At 68.2% G+C, this 20138-nt stretch carries 12 protein-coding genes; 6 read left to right on the plus strand and 6 right to left on the minus strand.

The features are described 5' to 3' along the window. Positions 1–58 precede the first annotated feature (58 nt). Positions 59–2749 carry a pyruvate dehydrogenase (acetyl-transferring), homodimeric type gene (gene aceE, locus ACZ9YD_RS10845; protein WP_465075221.1) on the minus strand — a complete coding sequence of 897 codons (2691 nt, stop codon included), beginning with the start codon at positions 2747–2749 and terminating at the stop codon, positions 59–61. 199 nt (positions 2750–2948) lie between these two features. Between aceE and ACZ9YD_RS10850 the strand changes: the two genes are divergently transcribed. From ACZ9YD_RS10850 to ACZ9YD_RS10860, 3 genes are read left to right on the plus strand one after another with little or no spacing between them, the layout of a single operon-like run. Then, positions 2949–4766: a sensor histidine kinase gene (locus ACZ9YD_RS10850; protein WP_465075222.1), complete on the plus strand. Its 1818-nt coding sequence runs from the start codon at positions 2949–2951 to the stop codon at positions 4764–4766. A gap of 1 nt (position 4767) precedes the next feature. Further along, positions 4768–5208: a response regulator gene (locus tag ACZ9YD_RS10855; protein WP_465075223.1), complete on the plus strand. Its 441-nt coding sequence runs from the start codon at positions 4768–4770 to the stop codon at positions 5206–5208. Next, the gene (locus ACZ9YD_RS10860) at positions 5208–5579 is read left to right on the plus strand and encodes a response regulator (RefSeq protein ID WP_465075224.1); all 372 of its coding nucleotides are present in this window, start codon (positions 5208–5210) and stop codon (positions 5577–5579) included. The genes ACZ9YD_RS10855 and ACZ9YD_RS10860 overlap by 1 nt, the downstream gene beginning before the upstream one ends. Before the next feature lie 525 nt (positions 5580–6104). Here the strand turns inward: ACZ9YD_RS10860 and ACZ9YD_RS10865 are convergent. The 4 genes from ACZ9YD_RS10865 to ACZ9YD_RS10880 form a co-directional block, all read right to left on the minus strand. Next, complete coding sequence (locus ACZ9YD_RS10865; protein ID WP_465075225.1) at positions 6105–8396, minus strand: NADP-dependent malic enzyme; 2292 nt, start codon at positions 8394–8396, stop codon at positions 6105–6107. Between the two features lie 141 nt (positions 8397–8537). Continuing rightward, positions 8538–10016 carry an OprO/OprP family phosphate-selective porin gene (locus tag ACZ9YD_RS10870; RefSeq protein WP_465075226.1) on the minus strand — a complete coding sequence of 493 codons (1479 nt, stop codon included), beginning with the start codon at positions 10014–10016 and terminating at the stop codon, positions 8538–8540. A 41-nt stretch (positions 10017–10057) separates the two neighbouring features. After that, on the minus strand, positions 10058–11077 hold the full coding sequence (locus ACZ9YD_RS10875; RefSeq protein WP_465075227.1) for an alpha/beta hydrolase: 1020 nt from the start codon (positions 11075–11077) through the stop codon (positions 10058–10060). A 53-nt stretch (positions 11078–11130) separates the two neighbouring features. Continuing rightward, complete coding sequence (locus ACZ9YD_RS10880; protein ID WP_465075228.1) at positions 11131–12486, minus strand: dicarboxylate/amino acid:cation symporter; 1356 nt, start codon at positions 12484–12486, stop codon at positions 11131–11133. Between the two features lie 237 nt (positions 12487–12723). Here ACZ9YD_RS10880 and ACZ9YD_RS10885 point away from each other — a divergent pair, with 237 nt between their 5' ends. The 3 genes from ACZ9YD_RS10885 to ACZ9YD_RS10895 all read left to right on the plus strand — a co-directional run bounded on the left by ACZ9YD_RS10885 (position 12724) and on the right by ACZ9YD_RS10895 (position 19217). After that, positions 12724–13896 carry an OprO/OprP family phosphate-selective porin gene (locus tag ACZ9YD_RS10885; RefSeq protein WP_465075229.1) on the plus strand — a complete coding sequence of 391 codons (1173 nt, stop codon included), beginning with the start codon at positions 12724–12726 and terminating at the stop codon, positions 13894–13896. 240 nt (positions 13897–14136) lie between these two features. Next, a complete protein-coding gene (locus ACZ9YD_RS10890) occupies positions 14137–16275 on the plus strand; it encodes a methyl-accepting chemotaxis protein (RefSeq protein WP_465075230.1) in 2139 nt (712 codons plus the stop codon). Positions 16276–16571: 296 nt separating this feature from the next. Beyond that, positions 16572–19217, plus strand: coding sequence for a hybrid sensor histidine kinase/response regulator (locus ACZ9YD_RS10895; RefSeq protein ID WP_465075231.1), 2646 nt, complete (start codon positions 16572–16574; stop codon positions 19215–19217). A gap of 202 nt (positions 19218–19419) precedes the next feature. On the opposite strand, the gene ACZ9YD_RS10900 is transcribed toward ACZ9YD_RS10895, so the two are convergent. After that, positions 19420–20061 (minus strand): LuxR C-terminal-related transcriptional regulator, encoded by a 642-nt coding sequence (locus ACZ9YD_RS10900; RefSeq protein ID WP_465075232.1) that lies wholly within the window; start codon positions 20059–20061, stop codon positions 19420–19422. Positions 20062–20138: the final 77 nt, after the last annotated feature.

The raw sequence follows: 20138 nt of genomic DNA on the forward strand, positions 1-20138 counted from the left end.
CGAAAATTAAGAAGGCGGCCAATGGCCGCCTTCTCTATATATCAAAACAACGACGATCTTAGACCCCGACCGGATTCGCCTTCTCCGGATCGATCTTGTAGAGCTTGATCGCCCGGGCGACATCCTTGCCGGTCATCTTGCCGTCCTTCATCAGGCCCTCGATAGCGGCCTGGGCGATGTAGTAACGATCGACCTCGAAGTGACGGCGCAGGTTGGCGCGGGTGTCGGAGCGGCCGAAACCGTCGGTGCCGAGCACGGTGTACGTGGCCGGGACGAAGGCGCGGATCTGGTCGGCGAACGCGCGGACGTAATCCGTCGCGGCGATGACCGGGCCCTGGCGGCCTTCGAGCAGCTGGGTGACGTAGGCTTTGCGCGGGGTCTTGGCTTCGGGGTTGAAGCGGTTCCAGCGCTCCGCATCCCAACCATCACGACGCAGCTCGGTGAAGCTGGGGCAGGACCAGATGTCGGCGGTGACGCCGAAGTCCTTGTCCAGCAGCTCGGCGGCGGCGATGGCTTCGCGCAGGATGGTGCCCGAGCCCAGCAGCTGCACGCGCAGCTCGCCCTTCTTGGCCTTGCCGGCATCCTTGAGCAGGTACATGCCCTTGATGACGCCCTCGGCCGCGCCTTCGGGCAGCGCCGGGTGGCTGTAGTTCTCGTTCATCAGGGTGAGATAGAAGAACTCGTCTTCCTGCTGGTCGAGCATGCGCTGCATGCCGTAGTGCAGGATCACGGCCACTTCGCCGGCGAAGGTGGGGTCGTAGGCGCGGCAGTTCGGGATGGCGCCGGCCAGCAGGTGGCTGTGGCCGTCTTCGTGCTGCAGGCCTTCGCCGTTGAGCGTGGTGCGCCCCGCTGTGGCGCCGAGCAGGAAGCCGCGGGCGCGCATGTCGGCGGCCTGCCAGGCCGAATCGCCGATGCGCTGGAAGCCGAACATCGAGTAGTAGATGTAGAACGGCAGCATCGGCACGTCGTTGGTGCTGTAGCTCGTCGCGGCCGCCATCCAGCTGGAGAACGCGCCGGCTTCGGTGATGCCTTCTTCCAGCACCTGGCCGGCCGCGTCTTCGCGGTAGTACGAAAGCTGGTCACGGTCGACCGGCTTGTACTTCTGGCCCTGCGGGGCATAGATGCCCAGCTGGCGGAACAGGCCTTCCATACCGAAGGTGCGGGCCTCATCCGCCACGATCGGCACCACGCGCGGGCCCACCTGCTTGTCGCGCAGGATGATCGACAGCGACTGCACGAACGCCATGGTGGTGCTGATGGAACGCTCGCCGGTGTCCTGCAGCAGGCGGTCGAACACCTTGAGCTCGGGCGCCTTGAGGGTCTCGGTGCTCTTGCGGCGACGCTGCGGCAGGAAGCCGCCCAGCGCCTGGCGGCGCTCGAGCATGTACTGCACTTCCTCGGAATCCTTGCCCGGGTGATAGAACGGGATTTCGCCGTCCTTGAGCGCGGCGTCGGACACCGGAATCTTGAAGCGGTCGCGGAAGGTGCGCACGGCTTCGTCGTCGAGCTTCTTGGTGTTGTGGGTCGGGTTGAGCGCCTCGCCGGCGCTGCCCAGGCCGTAGCCCTTGACCGTCTTGGCGAGGATGACCGTGGGCTGGCCCTTGGTGTCCATCGCGTTCTGGTAGGCGGCGAAGACCTTGTGCGGATCGTGGCCGCCGCGGTTGAGGCGCCAGATGTCGTCGTCGCTGAGGTTGGCGACGAGGTTCGCGGTTTCGTCGTACTTGCCGAAGAAGTTCTCGCGCGTGTATGCGCCGCCGAACGCCTTGCAGTTCTGGTACTCGCCGTCGACGGTCTCCATCATCAGCTTCTTGAGCATGCCGTCCTTGTCCTTGGCAAGGAGCGGATCCCAGTAGCTGCCCCAGACGGTCTTGACGACGTTCCAGCCGGCGCCGCGGAAGCCGCCTTCCAGTTCCTGGATGATCTTGCCGTTGCCGCGCACCGGGCCGTCGAGGCGCTGCAGGTTGCAGTTGATGACGAAGACCAGGTTGTCGAGGCCCTCGCGGCCGGCGACCGAGATCGCGCCGAGGCTTTCCGGCTCGTCCGTCTCGCCGTCGCCCATGAAGCACCACACCTTGCGGTCGGACTTGGGCATCAGGCCGCGGGCTTCGAGGTACTTCCAGTAGCGCGCCTGGTAGATGGCGGCGATCGGGCCCAGGCCCATCGAGACCGTGGGCACCTGCCAGTAATCGGGCATCAGCCAGGGGTGCGGATAGGACGAGATGCCCTGGCCGTCGACTTCCATGCGGAAGTGGTCGAGCTGGGCTTCGGTGAAGCGGCCTTCGAGGAACGAGCGCGCGTAGATGCCCGGCGAGCTGTGGCCCTGGGTGGCGATGACGTCACCCGGGTGATCGGCCGACGGCGCGCGGAAGAAGTGATTGAAGCCCACGTCATACAGCGTGGCCGACGAGGCGAAGCTGGCGATGTGGCCGCCCAGATCCCCGGGCTTGCGGTTCGCACGCACGACCATCGCCATCGCGTTCCAGCGGATGATGGAGCGGATGCGCCATTCCAGCTCGGAATTGCCCGGCATCTTCGGCTCGAGATGCGTGGGGATGGTGTTGACGTATTCGGTGGTCGGCGCGAACGGCAGGTGCGCACCGGCGCGGCGCGTCAGCTCGACCATGTTCTCCAGCAGCTGGTGGGCGCGTTCCGGACCGCCGACGTCGATGACCGCTTTGAGCGACTCGACCCACTCGCGGGTCTCGGTCGGATCGGGGTCGTTCTGCAGGACGTCGTTCAGCCAGTTCATTCTGTGCTCCAGCGCGGCGCGCATGCCCGCGTCTCATGGGGGTCGTTCGGACCCTGAATTCTAACAGGCGGCGCGACTGACACCGGACGCCAGCGGACGGTGCGCGTTGCCACGCACGGGCCCCTCGGCGATGATCCCGTGTTCAGGGGTGGATGCGGCATCATGCGCGACCGCTCCGCCCGCGCGAGACACCCGCCCGATGCCGCACGCCACACCCGCCCCCTCCCTGCTGAGCCGCTGGCGCCTGCCTGTCCTGGGCGTTGCGATCGTGGCGATTGTGGTGGGACCGTTCCTGATCATGCGGTCGGCGATCAGCGAAGCGGACTACGCGACCGAGAAGGTGCTGCACACCCGCGAGGTGGAATCGCTGATGCAGACGGTGGCGGCGGATACGCGCAGCCTGGAAGGCGCGGCGGTCATCCGCACCCGCGGCATCAATACGCCGGCGCTGCGCCAGCGTTTCGACGAAGCGCGCGCACGGGTGCTGCCGAGCGTGGACGCGGTGCTGCAGCTGACCCGCGACAACCCCGAACAGCTGGCGCGCCTGGGCGCGCTGCGCGGCAACATCGAACAGAAACTCCAGCGCGTGGACGCGGTCTACGGTGCGGGCGAGGCGGCCAGCGCCCGCGATATCGACGACATGCTGGTGCTGTATCCGCTGCAGCGACTGATCGACGAGATCGTCGGCGAGGAACAGTCGTTGCTGGCCGACCGCAGTGCGGCCGCCTACCGCGCGGACCGCAATGCCGACATCGCCCGCTGGACCTCGATGCTGGTGCAGCTGGCCCTGCTGCTGGGCGCGAGCTACTTCGCACTGCGCGAGCAGAGCGGACGCCGGCAGGCCGAGGGACTGGCCGCGCGCGCCAGCAATCGCTCGGCGCTGGTGCTCGACAGCGTGCGCGAGCCGATCGTGCTGATCGACCGCGACCAGCGCGTGGTCATGCACAACGCCGCGTTCGCGGAACTCTATGGCGTGAGCGGCGGCGAGATCCGCGGCGAGCGGCTGGCGGAAATCGGCGAAGGCGCGTGGGATCACGCGGAAACGCTGCGCCGGCTGCACGACGTGCTCGCCCGCGACCGTGAGCTGTGGGACCACCGCCTCAACCAGAGCACGGTGGACGGCATCGAACGCACCATGCTGATCAATGCGCGGCGCATGCCGCTGCCCGATCGCGACGATGCGGTGGTGCTGGTGACGGCCTCCGACGTGACCGCGCAGACCTTGAGCGAGCGCCAGATCCGCGAGCTCAACCAGCAGCTCGAAGGCAAGGTGGAGCAGATCTCGGACGTCAACCGCGAGCTGGAAGCCTTCAGTTATTCGGTCTCCCACGATCTGCGCGCCCCGCTGCGCCATATCGCCGGTTTCGCCGACAAGCTGGGCCGGCATCTGGGCACCGAGGTCGACGAGAAGACCACGCATTACCTGGGCGTCATCGGCGGCTCGGCGCGGCGCATGTCGGCGCTGATCGACGATCTGCTGGTGTACTCGCGCCTGGGCCGCAGCGCGCTGCGCCTGCAGAGCGTGGACCTGCAGTCGATGGTCGCCGACACCCGCGCGATGCTGGATTCGAACGCGGCGTCCGAACATCCCGGTCACCGCATCGAATGGACGATCACGCCGCTGCCGATCATCGTCGGCGACGAGAACATGCTGCGGCAGGTGTGGCTCAACCTGCTGGGCAACGCGGTCAAGTACAGCACCGGCAGCGAGCCGGCGCAGATCGAGGTGGACTGTCGCCGCGGCGCCGATGGCGGTTACCAGTTCAGCGTGCGCGATAATGGCGCCGGCTTCGACATGCAGTACGCGGGCAAGTTGTTCGGCGTGTTCCAGCGCCTGCATTCGGCGACCGAGTTCCCGGGCACCGGCGTGGGTCTGGCCAGCGTGCGCCGCGTGCTGGGTCGTCACGGTGGCCGCATCTGGGCCGAAGCCGAGCCCGGCAAGGGCGCCACGTTCCACTTCACCCTGCCCGCTTCGGTTGCCGAGGCGGGTCCGTCTTCTTCTTCTGGACACGCCTGACATGAGCGAAATCCGCACAATCCTCCTCGCCGAGGACAGCCCGCACGACGCGGAAATGGCGATCGACGCCCTGCGCGACGCCCACCTCGCCAACCCCATCGTGCATGTGGAAGACGGCGTGGAAGCGCTCGACTATCTGCTGCAGCGTGGCAAATACGCCGACCGCGCACCGGGTGATCCGGCGGTGCTGCTGCTCGACATCAAGATGCCGCGCCTCGACGGCCTGGAAGTGCTCAAGCAGCTGCGCGAGCACGAGACGCTCAAGCGCATGCCGGTGGTGATCCTGTCGTCCTCGCGCGAAGAGAGCGACCTGGCGCGCAGCTGGGACCTCGGCGTGAACGCCTACGTGGTCAAGCCGGTGGACGTGGACCAGTTCTTCGAAGCGGTGCGCACGCTGGGCAAGTTCTGGGCCGTGCTCAACGAAACGCCCGACGACGAGTGATGGTCGAGGCCACGCCGCTGCGGGTGCTGATCGTCGACGATTCACGCGACGACGCCGAGCTGACCGAGCTCGCCCTGCGCGACGCGGGTATCGACGTGGAGGTCCGCCGCGCTTACGGCGAGGCGGGCCTGACCGAGCTGCTGCGCGATTTCAAACCGCAGATGGTGTTGTCGGATGTGAACCTGCCGGGTTTCTCCGGTGCGGAAGCGATGGGCCTGTCGCGCGCACTGCTGCCGGGTGTGCCGGTGGTGTTTCTCACCGGCTCGGAGATCGGCGTACCGGGCGAGGAGTTGCCCGTCGGCGACGGCCTGGTGTTCAAGGACACGCTGGAATTGCTACCGGACGTGGTGCGGCGGCTGGTCGCGCCGTAATCGGCGAGTGCGGACGCGCGTGGTGATGCGCGTCTGACCTGTGTGGCGTCGCTGGGTTCACGGCGCTGGTGATGCGATGGTTTCGCTTCGCGCTCTGACCTACGGAATGTTGGCCGCGCGCTCGCGGCTGGATGGCTGCGGGCGCCTGCCCTCACCTCTCGCTCCGCGCCCGGCCCTCGCGTCTCCGCGGGGGCGTTCATCGGCACGCGAGCCGATGGCTCGCCAGCGTGCCGCTTCACCCCAGAGGGAGAGGGCTCAGTGAGTTGGCTGCGAGCGTTTCCCTCACCCCAACCCCTCTCCCTGGGGGAGAGGGGCTCGGTCATGCGAGCGTGCTGTCCCAGAGGGAGAGGGGCTCGATTACTCGCGAGAGCCAGCCTGCTAGCCCCTCTCCCTCTGGGAGAGGGGTTGGGGTGAGGGCGACCGAAGCGGCGATGCTTCAATCGAAGTGGAACGCGTCGAATGCACCGCGTGATGCACTTGCAATCCCACGCGTCATCACCGAAGCAATGACGCGTCGCCCATGACTCAAGCGTCCGCTTCCGCCAGCTGCGCCTTGCGGATCTGTGCATCCACCGCGGCGATCGCGGTCATGTTGATGACGCGGCGCGGGGTGGCGGACGGGGTGAGGATGTGCGCAGGCTTGTTGACGCCCATCAGGATCGGGCCGAGTGCGGCGCCGCCGGTCATCACGCGGATCATGTTGTAGGTGATGTTGGCGGCGTCGATGTTCGGGAACACGAACAGGTTCGCGCGACCGCTCAGCGTGGTGTCGGGCAGCATGCGACGACGCAGGGACTCGTCCCATGCGGTGTCGCCCATCATCTCGCCGTCGAACTCCAGCTTCGGCGCGCGGCGCACGAGGATCTCGCGCACTTCGCGCATCTTGCGGGCGCTCGGATCGTCGTGGCTGCCGAAGTTGGAATGCGACAGCAGCGCGATCTTCGGCTCGATGCCGAACAGCTTCAGGCGGTAGGCGCCCTGGATGGTGCTTTCGGCGATCTGCTCGGCGGTCGGGTCGGGCTGCACGTGGGTGTCGACGAAGAACCACAGGCCCTGGTCGTTGACCACGCCGGTCATCGCGGACGTGCTCTGCAGGCCCGGGTCGAGACCCAGCACGCTGCGCACGTAGCCGAGCTTCTTGTGGAAGCGGCCGACGATGCCGGTGATCATCGCGTCGGCTTCGCCGCGGTCGACCATGATCGCGGCGATCAGCGTGGGGCGCGAACGCAGCAGGTTCTTCGCCGAATCCGGGGTCACGCCGCGACGCGCGGTCAGCGCGTGGTAGTGCTGCCAATACTCGTTGAAGCGGGGATCGTCGTTGATGTTGGTCAGTTCGAAATCGCGACCCGCGACCAGGCGCAGGCCCAGGCGCTGGATGCGCATGTCGATGACGTCGGGACGGCCGATCAGGATCGGGAACGCGAGCCCTTCATCGACGACGGTCTGCACGGCGCGCAGCACCACTTCCTCTTCGCCCTCGGCGTAGACGATGCGCTGGCGGTCGGCGCGTGCGCGGTCGTAGGCGGGCTTCATCGCCAGGCCCGTGCGGTGGATGAACTGGCCCAGCTTCTCGCGGTAGGCGCGCATGTCCTCCATCGGACGCAGCGCGATGCCCGAATCCATCGCGGCCTGCGCGACGGCCGGGGCGACGATGGTCAGCAGGCGCGGGTCGAACGGGCGCGGAATGATGTATTCGCGACCGAAGCTCGGAATCTCTTCGCCGTAGGCGCTGCCCAGATCGCTGGCTTCTTCCTTCGCCAGCTGCGCGATCGCGTGCACGCAGGCGAGCTTCATCGCCTCGTTGATGCCGGTCGCGCCGACATCGAGCGCGCCGCGGAAGATGTACGGGAAACAGACCGCGTTGTTGACCTGGTTGGGGTAGTCGCTGCGGCCGGTCGCGATGATCGCGTCCGGGCGCACACGCTTGGCGTCCTCCGGCATGATTTCCGGATACGGATTGGCCAGCGCCAGGATCACCGGATTCGGGGCCATGCCCTCGACCATTTCCGGCTTGAGGATGCCGCCGGCCGACAGGCCGAGGAACACGTCCGCGCCTTCGAGGATCTCGGTCAGCGTGCGCTTGTCGGTGTCGCGCGCGTAACGCGCCTTGTCCGGGTCGAGATTGTCGCGGCCGGTGTGGATCACGCCGTCGCGGTCGAAGGCGAGGATGTTCTCGGGCTTGAGGCCCAGCGCGACCAGCATGTCCAAACACGCGATGCCCGCGGCGCCCGCACCGGTGGTGGCGAACTTGACGTCCTCGATGCGCTTGCCGGCGATTTCGAGCGCGTTGACGATCGCGGCGCCGACGATGATCGCGGTGCCGTGCTGGTCGTCGTGGAACACCGGGATCTTCATCCGCTCGCGCAGCTTGCGCTCGACGATGAAGCACTCCGGTGCCTTGATGTCTTCGAGGTTGATGCCGCCGAACGTCGGCTCGAGGCTGGCGATGATGTCGACCAGCTTGTCGGGATCGGTCTCGTCGACTTCGATGTCGAACACGTCGATGCCGGCGAACTTCTTGAACAGCACGCCCTTGCCTTCCATGACGGGCTTGCCGGCCAGCGCGCCGATGTTGCCCAGGCCCAGCACCGCCGTGCCGTTGGAGATCACCGCGACGAGGTTGCCGCGCGCGGTGAGTTCGCTGGCGGCGTTGGGATCCTTGACGATCTCCTCGCAGGCGTAGGCGACACCCGGCGAATACGCCAGGGCGAGATCGCGCTGGGTCAGCATCGGCTTGGTCGCGCTGACCGTGATCTTGCCGGGCGGCGACGCGCGGTGATAGTCGAGGGCGGCCTGGCGGAATTCGTCGTTGGACATCGTCGGGGGATCTGCTCTGGAAAAAAATGACGCGGGACAGGATTCTAACCCCGCCCCGCGCAAACCCCTGGACGGGGGCGTGTGGTCCGCTTCAGGACCGCTGTCGAAGGCCCGGCCAGGACATCCGACCGGGCCGGCCGGTCAGAACACGACCTGGGTGCGGATGTTGAAGGTATTGCCCGAATCCTGGCCCGCGTAGGCGCCGACCTGGTTGTCGGTATTCCAGCGCACGTAGTTGAACATCACGCGCGACCAGTTGTTGAGGTACCAGTTCAGGCCCAGCGTCCACGAATCGGCCTCGCCGCCGCGGCGCGCGTCGGTGAAGTCGTACTTGTCGTAGCGCGTCGCCAGCTCCCACGCGCCGATGCCGCCGTCGGTGACCGGACGCGCGACGCGGGTGGTGCCCCACACGCCCGAGCGGGCGCTGAAGCCGGGCTTCTCGCCGGTGATCAGCCAGCCGGCGTACGCCGAATGCGCTTTCTGGTCGACATCGCCGACCGAGGTCGAGCGCAGCGTGGTTTCGCTCGTTTCGGCGAACGCCCAGAAGTTGCGGAAGGTGCCGCCCAGTTCCGCGCCCCAGACCTTCTCGCCGGTGACGTCGTTGATGGCGCTGGCCGACACGCGCACGTTGTCGTTGAAGCGCGAGGCCACGCGCGGCGTGCGGTTGATGCGGTTGGTGTCGATGCCGTAGTCCTCGTGCACGTACCAGCCACCGACATGCAGGAAACCCGCCGGACGCTTGATCGGGTTCACGTGACCGCGGAACGAGTAGGTCAGCGAATCGGTCTCGGTGCCGGTGTTGCCCACATCGTCGCCGGTCACACCGAAGCTGGTGTGCCAGTTCTGACCGATCATCTTCATCTGCACGCCGAGGCCGAAGTAGCCGCTGGCCGGCATGCCGACGCTGGCGACCGCATTGCGCTCCATGAAGGGCGTGCGGGTGAGCGTGGTGCTGGAATCGATGGCGCGGTCTTTCAACTTGTTGCCGACGTAGAACTCGGTCGGAATGCTGCCCAGCATCGTGTCCCAGCTCAGGTAGGCATCCGACAGGCTGACGGTGTTGTCCGAGAGTTCGGCGTCGATCTTGTAGCCCAGCGCGCCGATGTTGCCCTGCGCGCCGAGACGCGCCTGACGCAGGTTGGTGCCGGTGATGTTGCGGTCGTCGAAGCTGGAGCCGTGCGTGGACGAGAAGTCCACCAGCACGCGGCCGCGCGGATTGAAGGTGAAGCTGCGGTCGCTGCTGCGGAACTCGGGACCGCCGCGGCGCCAGCTGACGTTGCCACCACCGCCACCGCCACCACCGGCGGCGAGCTGCGCGACCTGGGCCTGCAGGATCGCCATGTCGTCCTGGCGGGTGTCGGCGACCGCGGCATCGATCTGCGCCTGCACGCCATCGGCCGGCGCTGCCGCAGGTGCGCCGGCGACGGCCGGTGCGCCCATCGCGTCGAGACGCTGGTTGAGCGCCTGCAGCTGCGCGGACTGCTGCTCGATCTGCGCGGCCTGCAGGCGGATCAGCTCACGGAGTTCGGTTTCGGTGGCGGTGTCGGCAGCGAGGGCGGGCAGCGCGGCCAGGCCCAGCAGGGCGCCGGCGGCCAGCGCGCGGGTGTGCGTGTGATTCATTCGGTGTTCTCTCCCTAAAACGGGTGCAAGGCGTGGACGGCTCAGTCGCCGTCTTCTTCGAAATCGGCGTCGTCGTCTTCGACCGGCGGCGGCAGCGTCGCGGTCTCGCCGGTCAGCGGCTGCAGACGCACGGGCGGCGCGGCCATGAAGCCGTTCGCGCGCGCCCAGGTGACGAACAGGCGCGGCCATTGCGCGACCTGCGTGCCCGGCTTGCCGAGGCCCCAACTGTGGCCGCCGCGATCGAAGACGTGCAGTTCCGCCGGCACGTTCTGCGCGCGCGCGGCCTGGAACATCAGCAGGCTGTGGTTGACGTCGGCGATGCGGTCATCGGCGGCATGGGCGAGGAACACCGGCGGCATGTCGCTGCGCACGTGGTCTTCGACCGAATACGCCTCGACGGCGTCGGCCTGCGTGGCGAGTTCGCGGCGGCTGCGCGTGGTGTCGTACGGCGGCTTCAGCGTGACCACCGGATAGAGCATCGCCAGGAAATCCGGACGCGACGGCAGGCGGTCACTGGCGTCGAGCGCGGGGTAGAAATCGTGGTCGAAACGCGTGGCGAGAATGCCGCCCAGATTGGCACCGGCGGACGAGCCCATGACCCCGATCTTGGTCGGGTCGATGCCCAGCTCGCTGGCATTCGCACGCAGCAGGCGCATCGCCCGCTGGCCGTCGGCGAACGGCGCGGAGGCCGGCCAACCGTCGACCGGCATGCGGTAGTACAGCACCGCGGTGGTCACGCCGATCGACGCGAGCCACTGCGCCATCGGGCGCGCGGCGGTGCCGATCTGGATGCGGAAGTAGCCGCCGCCGCCGAGGATCAGCACCGCGGTGCCGTTCGGATTCGCCGGGCGATGGATCTCCAGTCGCGGTTGCGAGACGCGGGTGACCGCGCCCATCGAGCTGCCTTCGTTGCCGATCTGTTCCGGGCCGCTGACGATCTGCGGCAGATGGCCATCCGGCCATAGATTGAGTGTCTGCGTGCCAGCCTGGGCATGTGCCAGGCCGGTGCAGGTGAGCAGGAGGCCGGCGATCAGGCCGGCCCAGCGGTGTCGTGTCGTCATGGGTCCCCTCCCAGGGCGTTGCGTGTGAATCGTTTCAAGCCGCGTGCGCGCCCTCAGTCCAGCGCGAGCACGTTGCGGTCGCCCGGGCCCGCAGCCGGATCGGGCGCGGCGGCCACCGGCAGTGGCTTGCCGTCGAGCGCGGCGGCCAGCTGGTCGCGGTCGAGTGCGCCTTCCCAGCGCGCGACCACAACCGTGGCGACGGCATTGCCGATGAAATTAGTGATCGAGCGGCACTCGCTCATGAAGCGGTCGATGCCGAGGATCAGTGCCATGCCCGCGACCGGCACCGTCGGCACCACCGACAGCGTCGCGGCCAGCGTGATGAAGCCCGCGCCGGTCACGCCGGCGGCGCCCTTGGAGCTGAGCATCGCGACCAGCAGCAACGTGATCTGCTGCCACAGCGTGAGTTCGGTGTTCGTCGCCTGGGCGATGAACAGCGCGGCCAGCGTCATGTAGAGATTGGTGCCGTCGAGGTTGAACGAGTACCCGGTCGGCACGACCAGACCCACGACCGACTTCTGGCAGCCGGCCTTTTCCATCTTCTCCATCAGCGACGGCAGCGCGGATTCGGACGACGACGTGCCCAGCACCAGCAGCAGTTCGGCCTTCAGATAGCGAATCAGCTTGAAGATCGAGAAGCCGCAGGCGCGCGATACCGCGCCCAGGATCACGAGCACGAACAGCGCCGCGCTGACATAGAACGTGCCAACCAGCCACGCCAGGTTCGCCAGCGACGACAGGCCGTATTTGCCGATGGTGAAGGCGATCGCGCCGAACGCGCCGATCGGTGCGGCCTTCATCAGGATGTGCACCAGCTTGAACACTGGCACGGTCAGCGTTTCGAGGAACGACAGGATCGGCCTGCCCTTCTCGCCGACCAGCGCCAGCGCGATGCCGAACAGCACCGCGATGAAGAGCACCTGCAGGATGTTGCCGTCGACGAACGCGCCGACCAGCGTGCCGGGAATGATGTCGAGCAGGAATCCGGTCAGCGTCATCTCGTGCGACTTCTGCACGTAGCCCTCGACCGCGGCGGTGTCCAGCGAGGCCGGATCGATGTTCATGCCCACGCCCGGCTGCACGACATGCGCGACGACCATGCCGATCACCAGCGCCAGCGTGGAGAAGAACAGGAAGTACGCCATCGACTTGGCGAACACGCGGCCGACCGTGCGCAGATGGGTCATGCCGGCGATGCCGGTGACGATGGTCAGGAAGATCACCGGCGCGATGATCATCTTGACCAGCTTGATGAAGGCATCGCCGAGCGGCTTGAGCTGTTCGGCGAACGCCGGCTCGAAATGGCCCAGCAGCGCGCCGAGTGCGATCGCGATCAGCACCTGCACGTACAGCTGGCGGTACCACGGCAGCCGCGGCGCGGCCGGAACGTTGGACGGAATGGCGTGCATGGGTGCGTACCGGGTGTGCGCATCCATCGAATGTGGATGCAGGCGATGCGTTGTACGCGTGCGCGGCGCCGCTGCCGATAGCGCATTGGTGTTAACGCCCCTATTCCTAATCCTTTCGGATTAGCTCACGTGCCCGCGAGACGGCGCCGCACTAGAATCCGCCCGTCCCGCGCGCGTGCGCGCGACGCCCCCACCCGCCGTCCGACGCCCGCGCGTCCGCCCTCCCCCAAGGATTCCATGCGCCTCCTACCCCCGCTTCTGCTGCTGTGCGCCTGCACCGCCGCTACGTCCGCGTCTGCCGCCGAAGGCGCGCAGGCCTGGCCACCGAAATTCACCTTCGCCGACGAGACCGAAGTCTCGCTCACCGGCAATTTCGCCTGGGATCACAGTGATTTCAGCGGCGATGCCCGTCTCGGCAGCGACAACGGCATGCGTCGCCGCGAGTTCGGCGCGACGGTCAAGAAAGCCGGCATCTGGGACGCGATGGTCTATTTCGACTTCGAATCCAAGGCCTGGCTCGACGTGTTCGTGCGTTTCGACAGCAAGCATTTCTTCGACCGTGACCTCGGCAAGCTGCGCGTCGGCTACATGAAGGTGCCGGTCGGCCTGGAAGGCGTGACCAGCTCGCGCGCGGGCACGTTCATGGAACTGGCGGCGCCGATCCAGGCGGTCTACCAGGGCCGCCGCACCGGCGTGGAATGGACGCTCGAGCAGGACAGGGCGCTGTTCCAGCTCGGCGGCTACGGCGGCCAGGACCTGCAGGGCGACAACCCCGGCCAGACCTATGTGGCGCGCGCCGCGTGGACGCCGCGCAAGTCCGCCGGCGACGTGCTGCACCTGGGCATTGCCGCCTCGCGCGAGAACCCGCAGGGCTGGACCGATGGCCGTGGCGTGGATTTCGATGCGAACGCACGTCTGCGTGCACGTCCGGGCGCAGGCCTGACCGATGTGCGCCTGGTCGATTCCGGCAACCTCGCGCCGGTGGGCCACATCCGCCGCACGGGCCTGGAAGGCATCTGGATCCAGGGCCCCGTCTCGCTGCAGTCCGAACTGCTGCGCGCCGACATCGCGCGCGACGACGGCCTGGGCGACTATCGCGCTGATGGCGGTTACCTGTCGGCGAGCTGGCTGCTGACTGGCGAGAGCCGCGCGTATTCGGCCGGCAATGTCGCCAACCCGAAGCCCGCGAACGGCTACGGCGCGGTCGAACTCGCGGCGCGCTACAGCACGCTGGATCTCGACGACGGCGCGGTCGGCGGCGGTCGCCAGCACGACTGGACCTTCGGCGCGAACTGGTACCTCACCCCGTACGTGAAGCTGCAGGCCAACTACGTGCGCCTCAACGCCACCCGCAACGGGGTGACCACACGCCCGGACGCGGTGGAAGTGCGCGCACAGGTCCACTTCTGATCGTGTGCGGACGCGGCGTCGCCCGCGGGCAGTCCTGAGACCGCCGGGGTCATAGGGTCCCGCGTGCACGGCGGCGTGCGTCCTGCGCGCTGCCGTCCGCACAGATCGCGTGCCCCCATGCGCGTGCACCCCACGCGCTACGGCGGGCGTCGCTGGATACACACGTCTTTCATCGACCGCATGCTTCAGCGTGCGGTCGATCGGCCGATATCGCGAGTTCGCCTCTCCGGTTCCGCCGCCATGACCCTGTTCGCCCCGCTCCAGCGTCGCCTTGCCGATCTTCCGGTCGCCCGCAAGTTCATCCTGCTGTGCGCGGTGCTGGCACTGGGCATCCTGGTCCTGAGCGTGTCGGCAGCCCGGCTGCAGTACGTGGAACTGGTCGACGCGCGCAAGCAGAGCGTGAAGACGCAGATCGACACCGGCATGAGCATCGTCGAGCACTATGCCGCCCAGTCCCGGGCCGGCCGGATCACGACCGAGCAGGCGCAGACGCTGGCACTGGGCGCGCTGGGTGCGATACGTACCAACGACGGCACTGACTACTACTTCGTCGCCGATCCGCAACTGAAGATCGTCCTCCACCCCACCCGCGCCGTCGGCACCGACATGCGCGACTACACGAGCGAGGCGGGCGAATTCGTCTACCGCGACATCCTCGCTGCGGTGACGGACGGCGACGGGTTCTCCGGTTACAGCGCCCCCAAGCCGGGCCATGAGGGCCAGTTCGAGAAGATCAGCTACGCCCAGGCCTTCGACGAGTGGGGCTGGATTCTGGCGATGGGCGTATACGCCGACGACATCCAGCAGCAGGCGATGGGATTCACGCGCCTGCTGGCGCTGTTCGGCGGCCTGGTGATCCTGGCGGCGATCGGCCTGTCGTGGCTGATCGGCAGCGCCATCGTGACGCCGCTTCGGACGGCGACGCGCACCGCGGAGTCGATCGCCTCGGGGCGGTTCGACACTCCGATCGCGATCACTTCGCGCGACGAGACCGGGCAACTGATGGCGAGCATGCGCCAGATGCAGGACCAGCTGCAGCGCTTCAACGGTGAGATGAACACGATGATCCGCCTGCAGCAGGGCGAAGACATCAGCCACCGCATTCCGGAAGATTTCCCGGGCGATTACGGCGCGCTGGCGCGTGGCGTGAACACGGTGGTGTTCGAACACCTCGACGCGATCGCCGATGCGATGGCAGTCATGGACGAGTACGGCCAGGGCGACCTGAGCCGCGACATGCGCCGCCTGCCCGGTCAGCGCGCGCGCCTGCACGAAGCGCTGGACGCGGTGAAGACCAACATGGGCGCGGTCAATGGCGAAATCGCCACGTTGGCCGAAGCCGCCGCACGCGGCGACTTCGGCGCACGCGGTGACGCGTCCCGCTACAGCTTCGCGTTTGCCGAGATGATCGAGGCGCTGAACCGGTTGATGCAGCAGGCCGATGCCGGCCTGACCGATGTCGGCCGGATCATGGCCGCGATCGCCGATGGCGATCTGTCGCAGCGCGTCGACGCGCGTTACCAGGGCGCGTTCGGCCGGCTGGCCGACGACGCCAACCGCACCGCGTCCCAGCTGGCCGGTGTCGTGCGCGGCATCCAGCAGTCGGCAGTCTCGATCGACACGGCCGCCGGTGAGATCGCAGCCGGCAACGATGACCTGTCGCGCCGCACCGAGAGCCAGGCCGCGAATCTCGAAGAGACCGCCGCCTCGATGGAGGAACTGACCTCCACCGTGCGCCAGAACGCCGATCACGCGCGCCAGGCCAACGAGCTGGCGCGCAGCGCCGCGGATGTTGCCGGCCAGGGCGGCCGCGCGGTCGAGGAGGTCGTGGCGACGATGGCCTCGATCGATGCCGCGTCGGCGCGCATCGGCGCGATCATCGGGGTGATCGACGGCATCGCGTTCCAGACCAACATTCTCGCGCTCAATGCGGCGGTCGAAGCCGCACGCGCCGGCGAACAGGGTCGTGGCTTCGCGGTCGTCGCCAGCGAGGTGCGCACGCTGGCGCAGCGTTCGGCCGAGGCCGCGCGCGAGATCAAACAGCTGATCGGCGAATCGGTCACGCGCGTGCGCGAAGGGTCCAGCCAGGTCGCCGTGGCCGGTGCCACGATGGCGCAGGTGCTGACCTCGGTCGACCGGGTGACCGACATCATGGCCGAGATCAGCGCCGCGTCGCAGGAGCAGTCTTCGGGCATCGACCAGGTCAACCAGACCGTGATCCAGCTCGACGAAACCACCCAGCAGAATGCCGCGCTGGTGGAGGAGGCCACGGCTGCAGCGCGCAGCCTCGCTGATCAGGCGCAGCAGCTCACGCGCGCGGTCGCGACGTTCCGCCTGGTGCCGGCGACCCGCCGCCAGCCGGTGCTCGCCGAGGCCTGACGCGCGCCTCGGCGCTGCAGGATCATTGCTGCGGACCGGTGGGCGCGCAGGCGGCTGCCGGTATCTCTGACGCACAGCGATGTTCGCGATCCGCTGCGCACATGTCGGCACGCGCGCGCGCAGCCTGCCGTGCCCGCGCGAGGGCGTCGCTCTACACTGTCTGCGATGCGTCTGCGCCCACAATTCCGCCCGATTCAGCCTGTACTGCTGCGCCCAGGTCGCGACCCGGCGCTGCGCGCGGCCGTGACACATCGCAGCGGACGCGCGCCCTCCCGCCGCGCGCCGGGGACCTCGTAATGCGTACCCGCCCGCGTCTGCGACGTCTGCTGCTGACCGTGCTGATCGCCTGCGGCGGCCTCGTGCTGGTCGCCGGTCTCGGCTACCGCGAAGGATCGCGGCGTGCGCTCGACACGCAGTCGACGCAGGCCGCGCAGCAGCTCGACCTGCAGGCGCAGGCGCTCAACCAGCGCATCGAGCGCTACCGCGCCCTGCCCCAGGTGCTGGCGCTGGATCCCGACCTGCGCGCCGCGGTGGCCACCCCGGTCGATGCCGCCACCCAGGCGCGCCTCAACCAGCGCCTCGAAGACGCCAACCGCACCACGCGCGCGTCGACGCTGACGCTGATCGATGCACGCGGCATCGCGATCGCCGCGAGCAACTGGCGCGACGCCGGCAGCAATGTCGGCGAGGACTACGCGTTCCGTCCCTACGTGCAGCAGGCCTTGCGCGATGGCCGCGGACGCTTCTACGGCATCGGCGTGACCACGTCGGTGCCGGGCTATTTCCTGTCCGAAGCCCTGCGTGACGATGCCGGCCGCGCGGTCGGCGTGATCGTGATCAAGATCGAACTGGCGGCGATCGAACGCACCTGGCCCGATGACGGTGACCTGGTGCTGGCCAGCGACGCGCACGACGTGGTGTTTCTGGCCAGCCGCGCGGCGTGGCGCTATCGCGTGCTCGCGCCGCTGGATGCGGACGCACGTCGGGAACTGGTCGCGACGCGCCAGTACGAAGGCGAACAGCTGCGCGCGTATGCCGGGCAGGTGCTGCGCAACGCCGGCGCACATGGCGCGGTGGTGCGGGTCGACATGCCGGCGATGCCCGGCACGTGGCTGTGGCAGCGCGCGCCGGTCGCCGATACCGACTGGACCCTGCACCTGCTGCACGACGCTGCGCCGATTGCAGCGGCGGGCCGCGAGTGGGCGACGATCGCCGGTGCATCGTGGGCCGCCCTGGTATTCCTGACGTTGTTCCTGCAGCAGCGCGTGCGCCTGGGTGCGCTGCGCCGGCGCAGCCGCGATGAGCTGGAAACCCTGGTGCGCCACCACGCCGAAGAACTGCGCAGCGCGCGCGACGGACTGGTCGCTGCGGCGCAGGAAGCCGATACCGGCCTGAGCCGGCGGCTGGCGCACCTGCCACAGGGCGTGGTGATCATCGACGCATCGCTGTGCATCGTCGCGTGGAATGCGCGCTACATCGAACTGTTCCGGTTTCCGCAGGACCTGGTGCGCGTGGGTACGCCGATCGAGGAGATCTTCCGCTACAACGCGCGCCGCGGCCTGCTCGGTCCGGGTCCGGTGGAAGAGGCGATCGAGCGCCGGCTGGGGCATCTGCGCAGCGGCAAGCCGCACATGCGCGAGAGCGAGAAGTACGACGGTACGGTGCTCGAGATCCGCGGCAATCCGCTGCCCGACGGCGGCTTCGTCACCAGTTACGCCGACATCACCACCTACAAGACCACCGCGCGCGAACTGCGCACGCTGGCGGACGCGCTGGAACAGCGCATCGCCGAACGCACTGCCGATCTCGAACAGGCGCGCGCGGAAGCCGAGGCGGCGAACCGCTACAAGGGCCGGTTCGCCGCCGCCGCGGTGCACGACCTGCTGCAGCCGCTCAACGCCGCGCGCATGTTCGCCGCCGGCCTGCGCGTGCGCCTGCGCGACGACGAAACACGACGCATCGCCGACAACATCGACGGCGCGCTGTCGGCGCAGGACGGCATCCTCGCCAGCCTGCTCGACATCTCGCGGCTGGAGACCGGGACCTTGCGCACCGACATCCGCGCCGTCGCGCTGGGGCCGTTGCTCGAAGGTCTGGCGCGCGAAACCGGCGTGCTCGCGCAGGCGCGCGGACTGCGCTTCGATCACGTGGCGACGCGCGCGTGGGTGCGCAGCGATGCCACGCTGCTGCGGCGGCTGGTGCAGAACTTCCTGTCGAACGCGGTGCGCTATACCGCGCGCGGCCGCATCGTGCTGGGCGTGCGCCGCGATGGTGATCGCCTGTGGATCGAAGTCCACGACACCGGCCCGGGCATTCCGCCGAACCGCCAGCGCGAGATCTTCGAGGAATTCCGTCGTCTCGACGACGGCAATGCCGGCGATCGCGGCGCGGGTCTGGGGCTGGCGATCGTCGATCGCATCGCCCGCCTGCTGGGCCATCGCATCGACCTGCGCTCGCGCCCGGGCACCGGGAGCGTGTTCCGCGTCTCGGTGCCCGTGACCGACGCGCCGGCGCAGCCGGTCGCCGAAGCCGCGCCGCCCAGCGTGCCGGCCGAAGACGATGCGCCGCTGCGTGGCTGCCGCGTCTGGGTGATCGACGACGACGCGCAGGTCTGCGCCGCGACCCGGCATCTGCTCGAGCGCTGGGACTGCGACGTCACCCTCGCCGACGGCCCGCACGCCGCGCTGGCCGCCGCCGTGCGCGGCGAAGCGCCCGACATCGTGCTGCTCGATGTGGGTATGGTCGAGCACCACGGGCCGACCTTGTTCGACACCTTGTGCGACCGCTGGAGCGCGGTGCCGCTGGCGATCCTGGTCACCGGCGAATCCGACCCGGCCCTGCGCGCGCAGGCACGCGATGCGGGTCAGGGATTCCTGCAGAAACCGGTGCGACCGCCGGCCCTGCGGGCGCTGATGATGCAGATGCGGTTGCGGGGGTATTGAGGCGAAGCTGCTCTCTACATTGGCGGAGCGAACCTCAGCTCAATTCTTTCCCCAAGTCGATCCGCTCGTCATCCCAGCGGACGCTGGACACGCTTTTCAACAGCCGAATGGCTGGTCATCCATTTGATCCGGCTTTTCCAGCAACGATCAAAATGGGCCCCAGCTTTCGCCGGGGCGACGGAATCTGGAATCCCTGAGGCGACTACGCCTCATCCTCCCGCTCCAACGCCTTCACCAGTACCGCCGCCTGCGTGCGGCTGTGGCATTCGAGCTTCTTGAGGATCGCGGTGACGTGCACCTTGACGGTGTTCTCGGCCAACCCGAGCTGATGCGCGATCTGCTTGTTGAGCAGGCCGTCGGCGATGCCCAGCAGCACGCGGAACTGTTGCGGCGTGAGCTGGGCCAGACGCGTGGCGAGCTGCGCGTCTTCTTCCGAACGCTCCGCGGTCAACGGCGGAAACCAGCTGCCGCCGTCGAGCACGTTCGACACTGCCTGGCCGATGGACTCGGCCGGCGCCGATTTGGAAATGAAGCCCGACGCGCCGAACTGCTGCACGCGGCGCACGGTGCGCGGGTGGTCGTTGGACGAGATCACCACGACCGGCAGTTCCGGACGCTCGCCGCGCAGCCAGACCAGCGACGACAGGCCGCGCGCACCGGGCATCGTCAGATCCAGCAGCACCAGTTCGATGTCCGGGTGCGCGTCGAGCGCGGGTTCGAGCGCCGATGCGGTGGCGGCCTCGATGACACGGATCTGGCCGAGGCTGTCGCGCAGTGCATGCAGCACGGCGGCGCGCAGCAGCGGGTGGTCGTCGGCGACGAGGATGGTGGGCACGGCGTCCATTGTGTGCAGTCTGGCACGGACGGCCGAATGCGACGTCGGTCACGCTGGCACGGGATTCGCAGGCACACTACGCAAAG

The organism is Luteimonas sp. AC640a, assembly GCF_979256585.1.

Bases quoted from the DNA above. Each gene is read 5' to 3' on its own strand.
- ACZ9YD_RS10850 (WP_465075222.1), top strand. From the start codon at position 2,949: ATGCCGCACGCCACACCCGCCCCCTCCCTGCTGAGCCGCTGGCGCCTG.
- ACZ9YD_RS10885 (WP_465075229.1), top strand. From the start codon at position 12,724: ATGCGCCTCCTACCCCCGCTTCTGCTGCTGTGCGCCTGCACCGCCGCT.
- ACZ9YD_RS10895 (WP_465075231.1), top strand. From the start codon at position 16,572: ATGCGTACCCGCCCGCGTCTGCGACGTCTGCTGCTGACCGTGCTGATC.
- ACZ9YD_RS10900 (WP_465075232.1), bottom strand. From the start codon at position 20,061: ATGGACGCCGTGCCCACCATCCTCGTCGCCGACGACCACCCGCTGCTG.
- ACZ9YD_RS10855 (WP_465075223.1), top strand. From the start codon at position 4,768: ATGAGCGAAATCCGCACAATCCTCCTCGCCGAGGACAGCCCGCACGAC.
- ACZ9YD_RS10870 (WP_465075226.1), bottom strand. From the start codon at position 10,016: ATGAATCACACGCACACCCGCGCGCTGGCCGCCGGCGCCCTGCTGGGC.
- ACZ9YD_RS10880 (WP_465075228.1), bottom strand. From the start codon at position 12,486: ATGCACGCCATTCCGTCCAACGTTCCGGCCGCGCCGCGGCTGCCGTGG.
- ACZ9YD_RS10875 (WP_465075227.1), bottom strand. From the start codon at position 11,077: ATGACGACACGACACCGCTGGGCCGGCCTGATCGCCGGCCTCCTGCTC.
- aceE (WP_465075221.1), bottom strand. From the start codon at position 2,749: ATGAACTGGCTGAACGACGTCCTGCAGAACGACCCCGATCCGACCGAG.
- ACZ9YD_RS10890 (WP_465075230.1), top strand. From the start codon at position 14,137: ATGACCCTGTTCGCCCCGCTCCAGCGTCGCCTTGCCGATCTTCCGGTC.
- ACZ9YD_RS10865 (WP_465075225.1), bottom strand. From the start codon at position 8,396: ATGTCCAACGACGAATTCCGCCAGGCCGCCCTCGACTATCACCGCGCG.
- ACZ9YD_RS10860 (WP_465075224.1), top strand. From the start codon at position 5,208: ATGGTCGAGGCCACGCCGCTGCGGGTGCTGATCGTCGACGATTCACGC.